This window comes from Gilliamella sp. ESL0232, from assembly GCF_013346885.1.
In the GTDB taxonomy this organism is placed as follows: domain Bacteria; phylum Pseudomonadota; class Gammaproteobacteria; order Enterobacterales; family Orbaceae; genus Gilliamella; species Gilliamella bombi.
In genome coordinates this window covers 69099-84059 of sequence record NZ_JAAEDW010000001.1, presented here as the reverse complement: position 1 = coordinate 84059, position 14961 = coordinate 69099, and the positions used below count along the sequence as shown (strand labels likewise).

Annotated in this window: 11 protein-coding genes; 6 read left to right on the top strand and 5 right to left on the bottom strand. The window is 35.0% G+C overall.

From position 1 onward, the window contains the following. Window positions 1-96: 96 nt before the first annotated feature. The 3 genes from eno to bamE form a co-directional block, all read right to left on the bottom strand. Window positions 97-1398 (bottom strand): phosphopyruvate hydratase, encoded by a 1302-nt coding sequence (gene eno, locus GYW75_RS00375; RefSeq protein WP_065589160.1) that lies wholly within the window; start codon window positions 1396-1398, stop codon window positions 97-99. Window positions 1399-1451: 53 nt separating this feature from the next. Then, the gene (gene pyrG, locus GYW75_RS00370) at window positions 1452-3083 is read right to left on the bottom strand and encodes a glutamine hydrolyzing CTP synthase (protein WP_065589161.1); all 1632 of its coding nucleotides are present in this window, start codon (window positions 3081-3083) and stop codon (window positions 1452-1454) included. Window positions 3084-3543: 460 nt separating this feature from the next. Further along, a complete protein-coding gene (bamE, locus tag GYW75_RS00365) occupies window positions 3544-3960 on the bottom strand; it encodes an outer membrane protein assembly factor BamE (protein WP_065574933.1) in 417 nt (138 codons plus the stop codon). A gap of 206 nt (window positions 3961-4166) precedes the next feature. Here bamE and GYW75_RS00360 point away from each other — a divergent pair, with 206 nt between their 5' ends. Then, the gene (locus tag GYW75_RS00360) at window positions 4167-4778 is read left to right on the top strand and encodes an FKBP-type peptidyl-prolyl cis-trans isomerase (RefSeq protein WP_174798047.1); all 612 of its coding nucleotides are present in this window, start codon (window positions 4167-4169) and stop codon (window positions 4776-4778) included. A 41-nt stretch (window positions 4779-4819) separates the two neighbouring features. Here GYW75_RS00360 and GYW75_RS00355 read toward each other — a convergent pair whose 3' ends face one another. Further along, entirely contained in the window at window positions 4820-6016 is a 1197-nt protein-coding gene (locus GYW75_RS00355; RefSeq protein WP_174798046.1) for an MFS transporter, read from the bottom strand. A 135-nt stretch (window positions 6017-6151) separates the two neighbouring features. Between GYW75_RS00355 and dapB the strand changes: the two genes are divergently transcribed. The 5 genes from dapB to tamB all read left to right on the top strand — a co-directional run bounded on the left by dapB (window position 6152) and on the right by tamB (window position 13700). Next, entirely contained in the window at window positions 6152-6973 is an 822-nt protein-coding gene (gene dapB / locus GYW75_RS00350; RefSeq protein WP_174798045.1) for a 4-hydroxy-tetrahydrodipicolinate reductase, read from the top strand. Window positions 6974-6980: 7 nt separating this feature from the next. After that, on the top strand, window positions 6981-7478 hold the full coding sequence (gene tadA, locus GYW75_RS00345) for a tRNA adenosine(34) deaminase TadA (RefSeq protein WP_174798044.1): 498 nt from the start codon (window positions 6981-6983) through the stop codon (window positions 7476-7478). A 132-nt stretch (window positions 7479-7610) separates the two neighbouring features. Next, window positions 7611-8150 carry a hypoxanthine phosphoribosyltransferase gene (gene hpt / locus GYW75_RS00340; RefSeq protein ID WP_085164198.1) on the top strand — a complete coding sequence of 180 codons (540 nt, stop codon included), beginning with the start codon at window positions 7611-7613 and terminating at the stop codon, window positions 8148-8150. A gap of 56 nt (window positions 8151-8206) precedes the next feature. Then, on the top strand, window positions 8207-9883 hold the full coding sequence (tamA, locus tag GYW75_RS00335) for an autotransporter assembly complex protein TamA (protein WP_065611030.1): 1677 nt from the start codon (window positions 8207-8209) through the stop codon (window positions 9881-9883). Between the two features lies 1 nt (window position 9884). After that, window positions 9885-13700, top strand: coding sequence for an autotransporter assembly complex protein TamB (gene tamB, locus GYW75_RS00330; protein ID WP_174798043.1), 3816 nt, complete (start codon window positions 9885-9887; stop codon window positions 13698-13700). 211 nt (window positions 13701-13911) lie between these two features. On the opposite strand, the gene GYW75_RS00325 is transcribed toward tamB, so the two are convergent. After that, window positions 13912-14841: a hypothetical protein gene (locus tag GYW75_RS00325; protein ID WP_174798042.1), complete on the bottom strand. Its 930-nt coding sequence runs from the start codon at window positions 14839-14841 to the stop codon at window positions 13912-13914. Window positions 14842-14961 lie beyond the last annotated feature (120 nt).

Below are 14961 nucleotides of genomic sequence, written 5' to 3'. Positions count from 1 at the left end.
ACTATTCCTACATTAAGTAGGTTTAAATTATTTGAAAATAAAAAACGGTGAACTAGTCACCGTTTTTTAAGCAATAACGTCTTTTATCAAAAAGAATTATTGGCCTTTAACTTCTTTTAAACCGTTGAATGGTGCTTTTGAACCTAAAGCTTCTTCAATACGGATTAATTGGTTGTATTTAGCAACACGGTCCGAACGGCTCATTGAACCAGTTTTAATTTGACCAGCCGCTAAACCTACTGCTAAATCAGCAATTGTTGAATCTTCAGTTTCACCACTACGGTGAGAAATAACTGCAGTATAACCCGCATCTTTCGCCATTTTAACCGCAGCGATAGACTCAGTTAATGTACCGATTTGGTTTACTTTAACTAAGATAGAGTTAGCGATACCTTTTTCAATACCTTGTTTAAAGATTTTAGTATTAGTTACAAATAGATCATCACCCACTAATTGAATTTTGTGACCTAATGCTTTAGTTTGGTAAGCCCAACCTTCCCAATCGCTTTCATCTAAACCGTCTTCGATTGATACGATTGGATATTCATTAGTTAAACCTTCTAAGTAATGAGTAAATTCTTGAGCAGTGAATTCTTTGTTACCTTCACCTTTCAATACATACTTACCAGTTTCTTTGTTATAGAATTCAGAAGCCGCACAGTCCATCGCTAACGTGATGTCTTTACCTAAAACATAACCTGCTTTTTCTACCGCTTCTTTAATACATGCTAATGCTTCAGCATTTGAACCTAAATTAGGAGCAAAACCACCTTCATCACCAACTGCAGTATTCATACCTTTAGCGTGTAATACTTTTGCTAAGTTGTGGAATACTTCAGAACCCATGCGGATTGCTTCACGAACTGTTTTAGCACCAACTGGTTGGATCATAAATTCTTGTAAATCAATGTTGTTATCAGCGTGCTCACCACCGTTGATGATGTTCATCATTGGTAATGGCATTGAATATTGACCTGGAGTGCCGTTAAGATCAGCTATGTGCTGATAAAGAGGAACACCTTTAGCTGCTGCAGCTGCTTTAGCCGTTGCTAAAGATACAGCAAGAATTGAGTTAGCACCTAAATTAGATTTAAAATCAGTTCCATCTAAGTCAAGCATAGCTTGGTCGACAGCGGCTTGATCTAACGCATCTTTACCCACTACAGCTTTAGCAATTGGGCCGTTAACGTTTTCAACCGCTTTTAATACGCCTTTACCTAAAAAGCGAGATTTGTCACCATCACGAAGTTCTAACGCTTCACGTGAGCCAGTTGACGCACCAGATGGCACGATTGCAAGACCAACAAAACCACCTTCTAAATGAACTTCGGCTTCAACTGTTGGATTACCACGAGAGTCGATCACTTCACGACCATGTACTTTAACGATTTTTGCCATGTTATTTTCCTCTATATGACAGATATATTACAAATGTTAATTTAAAACTATTTTTATTGCTGCTCTTGATAAGCTTTGGCAGCTTTTATAAAACTACTAAATAGTGGATGTCCATCTCGTGGTGTTGATGTAAATTCTGGATGGAACTGACACGCAACAAACCATGGATGATCTGGGATTTCGATAATCTCAACCAACTTTCTATCCGTTGAAAGACCGGTGACCTTTAACCCAGCTTTAACCACTTCAGGTAATAAATTATTATTTACTTCATAACGATGTCGATGACGCTCGGTAATAGATTCGTTTTTATACATATCGTATACTAATGAATTTGGCTCTAAATGGCAAATTTGTGAACCTAAACGCATTGTGCCGCCTAAATCACTGTTTTCGTTACGCTGTACTACATTGCCCGATTCATCGCTCCATTCTGTGATTAAAGCAATGATTGGGTTTGCACAATCTTTAACAAATTCGGTTGAGTTAGCATCTTTAATACCCGCAACATTACGCGCATATTCGATCATAGCCACTTGTAAACCAAGGCAAATACCTAAGTACGGGATCTTGTTTTCACGTGCATAGCGAGCGGCCATAATTTTGCCTTCAACACCACGATAACCAAATCCACCAGGAATTAAGATAGCATCTAAACCTTCTAGTAAATCAGTACCACGTGACTCAAGATCTTCTGAATCAATATAACGGATATTCACCGTTAAACGATTTTTTAATCCACCGTGTTTTAATGCTTCATTCACTGATTTATAGGCATCAGGTAAAGCAATATATTTACCCACCATACCAATAGTCACTTCACCAACTGGGTTCGCTTCTTCATAAATGACTTGTTCCCATTGAGAAAGATCGGCCTCTTTACAATCAAGATTGAAACGTTTACAAACAAAAGTATCTAAGTTTTGTGATTTTAATAATGCCGGAATTTTATAAATAGAATCGACATCTTTAAGTGAAATCACTGCACGTTCAGGCACGTTACAAAATAGTGCAATTTTAGCTCGTTCATGAGCAGGAATAATGCGATCGGAACGGCAAATTAACACATCGGGTTGAATACCAATTGATAGCAACTCTTTTACTGAATGTTGCGTAGGTTTGGTTTTGACTTCACCTGCAGAGGCCAAATAAGGTACTAAGGTTAAGTGCATAAATAATGTGTGTTCACGACCAACATCAACCGCTAATTGACGAATCGCTTCTAAAAACGGAAGTGATTCAATATCACCAACAGTACCACCAATTTCAACAATTGCGACATCAAACCCCTTTGCTCCATCAATTACACGTGATTTAATTGCATTAGTGATATGAGGAATAACTTGAACTGTAGCCCCTAAATAATCACCACGTCGTTCTTTTCGTAACACATCAGAATAAATGCGCCCTGTAGTGAAGTTATTTTTTCGCGTCATTTTAGTGCGAATAAAACGTTCATAATGACCTAAATCAAGATCGGTTTCTGCACCATCTTCAGTCACAAACACTTCACCATGTTGAATAGGACTCATTGTGCCCGGATCGACATTAATATAGGGATCAAGTTTGAGCATGGTGACATTTAAATTGCGGGCTTCTAAGATTGCAGCAAGTGATGCTGCGGCAATGCCTTTACCAAGGGAAGAAACGACACCGCCTGTAACAAAAATATAATTCGTGACCATTAATACCAGACCATTATTAATTTATAAGAACAATGTTGTATCGATTTTTAAAGCATAAAAACCAATATAACAAATAAGAATCAGACGGGAATGCAGTATAACAGAATCTGCCTTGTCCCACAATTGAATAATTAATTTTAACTGATAAGTTGCAGGAAAATACCGAGTTGTTTACAACTCATGATTAAAATAACCTGATTGTAAATCTACAGTAGCAAATTCTAAATATTTAAGATGAGTATAATGATCCTCGTCAACAAATAAGATAAAACATTATTTAGGTATAGCAATCGTCACAATAAATTGTCGAGAATTTATATTAGTATGGTCACATTGGCAGTTGTATGATGTAGCTAAAAATGTATAAATAAGCTTATAATTAATACAAAAGATCAATAGCCGTAGCTAAACCAAAATAAAAACCTCATTTTTTAAATGAGGCTTTTATTTTATATTTTAATTAAGATTCAGGAGTATCATCATCAGATTTTGTATCAATTGGATCTGATATACCTTGTTTATTCATTTCTTCTAATGATTTAGAACCTGCTAGCTCTGAAGTTTTGATATCCTTTACAATACCCATTTCATCAAAATAGACAACATAGGTTCTTTGACTAACAGCGCCATGCTGCGGTTGTTGACGGAAAACATAATACCAAACACGATCACCAAAGACAGAAGTTAACATTGGTGACCCCATAATAAATACAACCTGTTCTTTATTTTGACCAACTTGTAATAGGTCTATAGCATCTGGTGTTACATAATTACCTTGGTTAATATCAGGTCGATATACCCAACGATCAACAACCGAACAACCAGTTAATAAAACACTCGCTACAATTGTAAAAGAGGTAAACTTACGAAACAGCATCTAACTTTATCCATAAAAAAATAATGATATATATTATCGCTGATATTTTTCATAAGTGCTAGCCAAATTAATAAATTCTTCTACAGTTAGATAATGATTCTGATATCAGTAGGTCCTAACATAAATTATCACTTGACTTTTATTCTTGTATCAACCAACTTAATACTGTCATAATAGACACTATTTTTAAACATCAAAGGTACAAAATGAAACTAGAAACTATAGATCAAAAAGCAAGTTATGCTATCGGTTTGCAAATAGGACAACAACTAAAAGAATCTGGCTTAAATAATTTAGAACTCAACGCATTAAAACTAGCAATGGAAGATGTATTATCGGGTAATCAACCTGCTCTACCTTTACAAGAATTACATGAAGCATTACGCCATGTGCATGAACAAGCAACCAAAGAGAAGGCCAAACAAGCAGAAAAAATTGCTCAAGCAGGTAAAGATTTTCTAGCAGAAAACATTACAAAAGATGGCATTAAATCGACTGAATCAGGTTTACAATACGAAATCATCAAACAAGGCGATGGCGATTTACCGAAAGCAACCGATCGCGTGCAAGTTCATTATACAGGGCAACTAATTGATGGCACAGTATTTGATAGTTCTGTTGAACGTGGACAACCTGCTGAGTTTCCAGTCAATGGTGTGATTAAAGGCTGGGTTGAAGCGTTACAACTTATGCCAGAAGGTTCAAAATGGCGTTTATATATTCCTCAAGAATTAGCTTATGGTGCTCAAGGTGCTGGCGCATCAATTCCACCATACAGTGCATTAATTTTTGATGTTGAATTACTAAAAGTTTTATAAGCAAGAGTGGACGCTACTTGGCGTCCATTTGTTTTGAACGATTATCGTTTAGGAAGATGATAAGCACTAAATGCCGCCAGTAACAATAAAATACTCGCCGTACCAAACGCAACTAAATGAGTGTGTAAATGATCATAAGCCCATCCACCTAACCATGAACCAATCATCGCACCAATTTGATGTCCCAAATAGGTTAATCCTGAAAGTAGTCCCACAATTTTTACACCATAAATATCAGCGGTAATGGCTCCAGACATCGACAAAGCACCAGCCCAAACCAAACCACCCACTGCTGCAATAGTAAAAAGCTGCCATTTAGTTGATGCTAAAACAAGAGCAATAAAACCTAAACCTCGTATTAAATAGACCATCATTAAAATGTTTTTTCGTTGCACTATATCAGATAAATAACCCAAAACTAAGGTACTAAAAATAGCGACTAAACCAATCAAACCAATACCATTAGAACTAATGATAGGGTCAAATCCATGATCGGTAAGCATTGGGACTCCATGTGTTCCTAATAAATTCATACTGAAGCCACAGGTAAAAAGCCCAAAACTCAGTTGCCAAAATGGACGTGTTTTTAACACATCTATAAGTTTGATACTAGGCTCTATTTTTTGATTGATAACAGGCTCTATACCAGAGACTTCGATCTCCGATTGATTATCTTTCATAATAAACAAAGCAATAGGCAAAGCGATAATCATAAAAATCACAGCAAACGAAATTAGCGTTGTTTTCCATCCATAAATAGGAATAAAGAAAGCAAAAACAGGTAACATTACAGCAATACCTGCCATACTTCCTGTTGATAAAATAAATAAAGCCAACCCTCTACGCTTGATAAACCAACGTGCCACAATGGGCGTAAAACTGACAGAACCAACAAAGGAAGTACCAAAAGATAACGCAACACCAAAAGATAGAAAAAAGTTCCAATAATCAGTTGAGTTAGCTGACCAAACAGTAGAAATAATAATAATGATGGAACCTAATATTAGGACAAAACGAGTACCATATTTACCGACTAAATATCCCGCTATTGGCATAGCAATTCCAGAGAAAAGCATACCTATAGCAATAATTCCAGAAAGAATGCTACGACTAAAATTAAGATCATTTGCAATGGGAAGAAAAAAAACTCCCATACTCATTCTTAATCCACTAGAAAGTAAAGTTAGAAAGGAGGCCGCAATAACAATATTCCAACCAAAATACCACGGAGATCGCATAATAAACTCCTGATTATTTTTTATAGAAAACGGTTCAAAAATTCTAGCATTTAAGTTTAGTCGATGTGTATAAGTTATTTATTTTCCGCTATAATATTTATTTATCTATATTCACAAAAAGTTAAGGAAAGTTATATGTCAACAAATATGGTTCGTATCGCGATCGCAGGCGCTGGTGGCAAAATGGGACGGCAACTTATCCAAGCTGTTTCGCAAATCAAAGGGGTTACCTTAGGAGCAGCATTTGAACGAGCAGGTTCCTCACTAATTGGTAGTGATGCAGGTGAGCTTGCAGGGATCGGTATTTGTGGCATTAAAGTCACCGATAATCTAGAACAAGCTAAAGATCAATTTGACGTATTGATCGATTTTACGCGACCTGAAGGTACACTCGCCCACTTAACTTTTTGTGTTGAAAATAAAAAAATGATAATCATTGGCACAACTGGTTTTGATGATGCAGGTAAACAAGCTATTGCTGATGCAGCTAAAAACATTGCCATTGTCTTTGCCGCAAACTTCAGTGTCGGTGTTAACTTAGTGCTAAAATTGTTGGAAAAAGCCACCAAAATTATGGGCGGTTATACTGATATCGAAATTATTGAAGCTCATCACCGTCACAAGGTTGATGCGCCGTCTGGTACAGCATTAGCTATGGGTGAAGCAATTGCAGATGCACTTGATTGCAACTTAAAGGATCGTGCAGTTTACTGTCGTGAAGGTCATACAGGGGAAAGACCACAAGGCGCTATTGGCTTTGCAACTATCCGAGCAGGTGACATAGTAGGAGAACATACCGCTATCTTTGCCGATATTGGCGAGCGCGTTGAAATTAGTCATAAAGCATCTAGCCGCATGACATTTGCTAATGGTGCTGTTCGAGCCTCGCTCTGGCTTGCCAAACAGCCAGTTGGTTTATACGACATGCGTGATGTTCTAAATCTCAATAATTTGTAATTTGAAAATGTCAGATGAAATTTGGATGCAACATGCACTAGTGCTTGCTAAACGCGCCGAATTGCTTGGAGAAATCCCAGTCGGCGCGGTGATTGTTGATGAAAATAATCAAATTATTGGTGAAGGTTTTAATCAACCCATTAGTAAGCATAATCCCACTGCGCATGCTGAAATGATGGCTATTGAACAAGCAGGTAAATATTTGAATAACTATCGATTGATTAATACAACTCTGTATACCACTCTTGAGCCTTGCATTATGTGTGCTGGAGCCATTATACATAGTCGTATTAAACGCGTAGTATATGGTGCAAAAGATTACAAAACTGGTGCAGCAGGTTCTTTTATTGATATTCTTGCTTGCCAAGGTATCAACCATTATGCAGAAGTAACTGGCGGAGTATTAACTAACGAGTGTAGTACTGTTTTGAGCAACTTTTTTAAAAAACGTCGCTTACAAAAAAAATTGGTCAAGAATGGCTGTCAAAAAGTTTCAGGTAACTAGGCGTTTAAGTATAAAATACAACAATCTGTTCCTATGTTAGTTTAATAAAAAATGGGGGCGCTTATTCTTTTTACCAAGGAAAATTGCTAGAATCTCATTTAATTTTTTAAAAATTTAATTTGAGCATTATTAATGAAAAAACACACATTAGAAATGATGATATCTACTGATGATATCCAAAAACGTGTAATTGAGCTAGGCCAACAAATAAGTCAAGATTATCAACATAGCCAAAATGAACTTATTTTAGTTGGACTTTTACGTGGCTCTTTTATTTTTATGGCCGATTTGAGTCGAGCAATTACTGTCGGGCACGAGGTTGATTTTATGACAGCATCAAGCTATGGTAATGCTGTTATTAGTAACCGTGACGTTAAAATCTTAAAGGACTTAGATGAGGATATCCGTGATAAAGATGTATTAATTATCGAAGATATTATAGATACAGGTAATACTCTTAGCAAAGTCATGGCTATTTTAGAATTGCGCCATCCACGCAGTATTGAAATTTGTACGCTATTAGACAAACCCTCTCGCCGTGAAGTAAACGTTCCAGTTAAATATATCGGATTTTCAATTCCTGATGAATTTGTTGTGGGTTATGGTATTGACTATGCTCAGCACTATCGTCACTTACCTTTTATCGGTCATGTAACTTTACTTGAATCTTAATATTATACGAGGTATATGTGTCTCGATTCTCCTGTTCATTAGGTTTACTTTTAGTTATGACAGCTACGACAAGTTATGCTGACATGAAGTTATCCATTAAGGGATTAAAAGGCGATCTTGCAGATAATGTTGAGGCACGAACTTCATTAATTACACCTGACAAAGTTAGTGATACTCCAAATTTTAAGCGTTATTTTGAAAGCGAAACAAAAAAAGCATTACGTGCATTGGGTTACTACTCTCCTAGCTTTGAATATAACGCACAAAACCCAAAAGTTCTTGTTGTTAACGTTTCACCTGGCGACCCCGTATTAGTTGAGCAGCTTAATATTAATATTACTGGTGAGGGGAAACAAGATCCTGATTTTCAATATTTACTTAAAAACAACTTACCAAAAATTGGCGATGTGTTAAATCATGGTATTTATGAATCATTTAAGAAAAGCCTGCAAAATTTATCACTAAAAAAAGGTTACTTTGATGCCAATATGCCTAAACATCAATTAGCTGTATCTATGTCTGATCATCAAGCCTTTTGGAATATTGATTATACAACAGGTAGGCGATATCGATTTGGTAAAGTTACTTTTCATAATGCCAAAATTCGTGATGACTATTTAGCTAATATTGTGCCATTTAAAGACGGTGAGGAATATACAGCTGAACAATTATCATTATTAAATAGACGCCTTACTTCTACAAACTGGTTTAATTCAGTGGTTGTTGTCCCAGATTTTCCTCATCTAACCGAAGATAGAGTTCTTCCCATTGATGTAGAAACCTCACCCCGAAAAAAAAATAATATGGACTTAGGGTTGGGCTTTTCAACAGATAACGGCGTGCATGGTAAGATTGGTTGGAATAAACCTTGGATCAATAGTCGAGGGCAAAGTTTTCAAAGTAACTTATCACTATCTTCGCCAGAACAATTGGTGACCATGAGTTACAAAATCCCTTTAAAAAAATCACCTTTAGAGCAATATTACACTATCCAAGGTGGTTATAAAAAGATAGATAATAATGATACCTACTCACGTTCTTATACGTTCGGGGCTTTACGTAATTGGGATAATTTTTATGGATGGCAAACTGCATTAGGGTTAAATGTGTTAAATGATGACTTTACCCAAGGTGATTCAAGTTTTAAAACATTCTTGTATTACCCATCGCTTAGCATATCAAGAATCCGTTCTGATGGTAATTTATTAGCAATGTGGGGCGATTCACAACGTTATTCTGTTGAATCAGCTGGAGAAGTATTAGGTTCAGATATTAATCTAGTGCGATTTCAAGCACAACAAACTTGGATTCGCTCCTTAAAAAAATCGCATCGATTTATAGCTCGTGGCAATTTTGGCATTATACAAGCGAGCAATTTTGACCGTGTTCCACCATCATTTAGATTTTTTGCTGGTGGTGAACGCAGTATTCGAGGTTACAGTTATCAGTCTATTTCGCCTAAGGATAAAAAAGGTAAATTAAAAGGAGCTTCTAAACTCATCACTGGTTCACTTGAATATCAATATAATTTATCTGGATCATGGTGGGGAGCTGCATTTGTAGATACAGGTGAAGCTATAGATAAAGTTGATAAAACTAAATTTTATACAGGAACTGGTTTTGGCATTCGTTGGGCTTCTCCGGTTGGGCCAATAAAGGTCGATTTAGCAACACCACTTAACAAAGATACAGGTTCAATTCACCTATACATTGGCCTAGGAAGCGAATTATAATATGACTAAATATTCAGCTAGAATTAAAAAAGTAAAAAAATTAAAGCGGATACGTAAATGGAAAAAGCGAAGCATCGCTATTTTATCTGTTATCGCCTTTCTAATTGTTTTTGTTATTTTGTTTATATACACCAGTCTTGGTGTAAAACTAACCACCTATGTTTTAAATAAATTTCTACCTGAGTTAAAAATAACTCAAGTTGAAGGCACCTTTCATGATTTGCATATACAAGGACTTTCGCTTGAATTACCGGGTATTAATGTTCAAGTTAATGATGCTTCATTTTCACTCACAGGACTTTGTTTATTAAAGACTGAAGTCTGCATCAATCAATTCAATGCCAATGGTGTAAATGTTTCAATTAACACTAAAGAAATCGAAAGTTCACCAAGTGAAACTACTATTGATACTACCACCGCAGAGCAACATTTTGTTCTCAAAACTCCATTACCTATAGAGCTTAACAGCACACACCTTACTAATGTAAAAGTCACTGTTGATGATATGCAATTTGGAATGTCTGACTTCACGGGTAAAGCCACATGGGTTAATAATCAGATTCATGTTTATCCTGCTGTTGCTACAGGGTTGAATGCTATTTTTACAGATAATAAAGCAGCAAATGTACCAGTAAAAACGTCCGATACAGATATCGCACTTAATGAAAAAATCGCCCAACTTTTTAATCAACCACTGATTGAATCATTGCCTCAAATTAATATTCCATTAGATATTAATGTAACTAGTTTAAGAGGGACAAACTGGCTATTACATATGGGGGAGCATGATTACCTTTTTGATAACGTTACAATTCAAACCAATATTGTTAATAGCCGTATTATTATAAAACAATTAGATACAGATGCTATAACTCCCTATGCTAGCGGACATGTTTCACTTTCAGGCGAAATCACATTACACGATAACTGGCCTATATTAGCTTTAATAAAAGCAGATACTGAACAAAACCGATTGGAAGCACAGTTTTCTGGTAAATTGCTTGGTGAGTTATTAACCAATATAAACCTTGATGGTTCGAATCAAATGGTGATGAGTGGACACATCAATTTTATTGAAAAATACTTACCTATAATCACTCAAATTGAAGGTAAGCATATTCAATGGCCAATTGAAGGACAAGCACAATATCAATTAAATGATTTTTCCACATCAATAAATGGTAATGTACAGCAGTTTCAAATGTCGGCCAAAGGTATTATTCAAGGGAAAGAATTAATTAATACTTCGTTTGATATTGCTGGCAAAGGAACTAATCAAGAGGCAAGCATTGATCATGGAATCATTAAATTACCTCAAGGTGAAATTAATATAGATGGAAATATAAGTTGGCCACAAGCATTACAATGGGATATCAACATAAAACTAAATAATGTTGATATGTACAAAGAACTACCTAACTATCCGATTCGATTAAATGGTCAATTTAAAACTACAGGCGTACTAGACAAAGATAAATGGGCGTTTGATTTTTCCAATCTACAACTAAAAGGTAATATTAACCATGCTAATTTTTTAGCATCTGGTAACGTATATGTTGATTCTGAAAACTTAGCCACTGCAAATAATTTTGTAATTAATTGGGGTAAAAATCAGATCGATTTAAATGGTTCAGCTGAAAAAGGCAACTTACTGGCTAAGCTAAATCTCGAATCATTATCGTTAATAGTTGATGATATGCAAGGTTCAATTGTGGGTAATATAAAACTTAATCGCACACATGATAATGCAATTATAGATACTAATTTAGCCATTAATTCACTGTCTTTTAATACTATCAAAGTAGCTAAAGCTAATCTTACCGGTAAAGTTGAGTATAAAGAACAGGCCAGTGGCAACATTAAACTCACTGGGCAATCAATAGAACTTTCAAGCCAAACTATAAAAAAATTAAATGTAGATTTAACTGGAAGTGAAAGCCAACATATATTAACCGTTAATATTGATGGTGAACCTGCATCACTAAAAACATCGTTAACAGGAAAACTTGATAAAGAACGCACAAAGTGGAACGGAACCATTTCAGGTGCGCTACTCAATTTAAACAAAAATAACAGTTGGCAATTAGCTAAATCTGTTGACTTATCTTATGATGTTAATAATCAAATCCCAGCAATTAATGTTCATTGCTGGATTAATGGAAAGTCAAGCATTTGCCTTGATAAGCAATTTTTGTTAGCTAAAAATACCGATACAAGTATCACCTTAAAAAACATTAATCTATCTAGGCTACCAATACCAAATGACGGTGAAACCAAACTTACTGGTAATGTAAATGGAAAAATAACTATTCAATTTAATAATGACAATACAATACCATTAATAAAAGCAAATTTAACAAGTTATGATGTTTATATTCAACAAATGGTTACCTCCCAATCGTTACTATTGCCTTTTGATGTTTTCAAAATAGATGCTGAATTTAATGAACAACAGGCTAAATTGGATTGGAAATTTGGTCTGAATAAATTAGGAAAAATAAACGGTAATCTTGTTATTACTGATCCAATTGAACAAAAAAAATTAAGTGGTCAATTAAGTATCGATCACTTAGCTTTAGCAATTATTAACCCATTATTAGATAGCAAAGACTATGCTAAAGGGGCTATTAATGGTAACGTTAAATTTTCTGGCTCATTAAATGAGCCATTGCTAACAGGAAATATTAACTTACAAAATAGCGAAATCAAATCTAGCCAATTACCAATTGATATTAAATCAGCTAAATTTGACCTCAATTTCAATGGTAAATCATCCACATTAAAAGGTGTTTTAACAACTCAAGCTGGCAATGTTAATATTAATGGTAATGCCAGCTGGAATACTATAGATAAATGGCAAGCCTCGTTAGCTGTTAATGGCGCTGCCATGGAAGTTACTGTGCCACCAATGATTGTTATGTCAATTGTTCCAGATATTAAAATCAATGTAACACAAGATGAATTAACGTTATTAGGTAAAGTTAGCATTCCAAAAGGAAAAATAACAGTTGAATCACTACCAGCATCAAGTGTTGATGTCTCACCAGATGAAGTAATGCTCGATATAAATCGGAAACCTATTAGGCCTCAGGAATTTGGCATTAAGATCAATAGTCATCTTGAAATTGATATTGGTGATAACGTTATTGTCGATGCTTTTGGACTAAAGGCTTCGCTTAAAGGTAGTTTAATTGCGGCACAAACCAATAAAGGACTTGATTTGCATGGTGAAGTTTTGATTCCAACAGGTCGATTCCATGCTTATGGGCAAGATTTAATTATTCATAAAGGCATCATTACTTTTTCAGGATCGGCTGATCAAGCTACACTCGATATAGAAGCAATTCGTAATCCAGAAGCAATGGAAAATAGTAATATTATGGCTGGAATCCGTGTTACAGGATCTTCTGAATCGCCAAAAATTGAAGTATTTTCAGATCCCGCCATGTCACAGCAAGAAGCACTCTCCTACTTAATCCGAGGACAAGGACTCGATAGTACAGAACAAAGCGATAGCGATATGATGACAGCTTTGCTGGTTGGTATTGGCACAGCGAAAACAGGTAAATATATTGGCGATATTGGTAATGTATTTGGTATTAAAAATCTAACACTTGATACGCAAGGTGCCGGTAATAACTCTAAAGTTGTGGTTAGTGGCTACATATTACCTAATTTACAACTTAAATATGGTGTAGGTATATTTGATTCATTGGCCACTTTTACTTTACGTTATCGCCTAATGCCTAGTCTCTATTTAGATGCAACATCAAGTTTAGCTCAAACATTGGATCTGATTTATCAATTCGATTTTTAACATTACCCCAAAGGACTCTATGCCCATTATCTTATGCAGAATCTCAATAGGGTAAAAGGCTAACACCATCCTAGCCTAAAACGTGCTAACTGACGCTTTAACTAAGCTGCATATAAGGTTAGCCATTTCAACGGTAAAAAGGTGCTATCAACATTCGTTTTTGTTTGATATTACATAATTTGTTCCTGTCTGACATGGAGCTACTATTAGGTTATTCTTCAATTTTTTTATCAAACCAAGAATATCCCATTCCCCTTTTCGTGTAAGCATCCTTTACCTGACTACAAGGGTATCCTTCTTTTATTGCTTTTTGTAATTTACTTTCTTTGTTCCAGTCTAATTTTTGAGATTTAACTGCTTCTAATTTATCTATGCATGAGTTATATGTAGTAATAAATTCCGCATTATTTTCTGTATAGAATTTAATGTACTTATCATTTTCTCTTTTCCATGCTTTTTCCCAACTAATACTACAAACTGGTAAAAAAACTAGATCATCTGCACAGTATAGTGATTTTTTTGATTCAATGGTTTGAATATCAGCATTAGCTAATTCATCAGTCGCCTTTTCCTCTAACGCTTTTTCGGCAACACTACAATTAGAACCAGTTCTTTTGTCTAATTTACATAAAGACTGCATTTTTGCTTTAATTTCATTAAAAGATAGTTGTTTTAACTCTTTTTTACCTTCATCTACTTTTTCTTTATAAATCGTTTCCCAAGCTTCACATTTCGGGCTTTTATTAAATGAAAAACTACTTTTACATTCATCTACCTTTAAATATTCATTAACTGATTCGCCCCACGACATACCAGAAATTTGTTTTTTAATAGCACTCATTTCAGAATCTACTGCTTGTTTTCTTTCGTCTTCTTTCCGTTTGTTTTCTAATTCATATTTTATCTTTTTGTCTTTTTTAATTGCAGACATTGCAGCACGACATTCAGGATCTTTTTCTACCTTTTCGATACCGCCTTTATCACTTGCCATAAATGCCTTTTTTAGATCCTGATTACATTGCTCTACTTTTTTATTTGCTGAGTCTATATTGTTTAAATAATATTCTTCGTTTTTTTCTTCACAACCAGTTAAAACCATAGCGGTGGTTAATATAAGTAAAACGTTTTTTAAGGCTTTCATCTATTCTCCTATTTAACTTACTTTTATTTTCATAAATATAGTATAAATAATAAATTATTATTGTTTAATATTTTATATGAATTACCTTATCATTTCTAGAAAATTACTTAATAGTGGAAA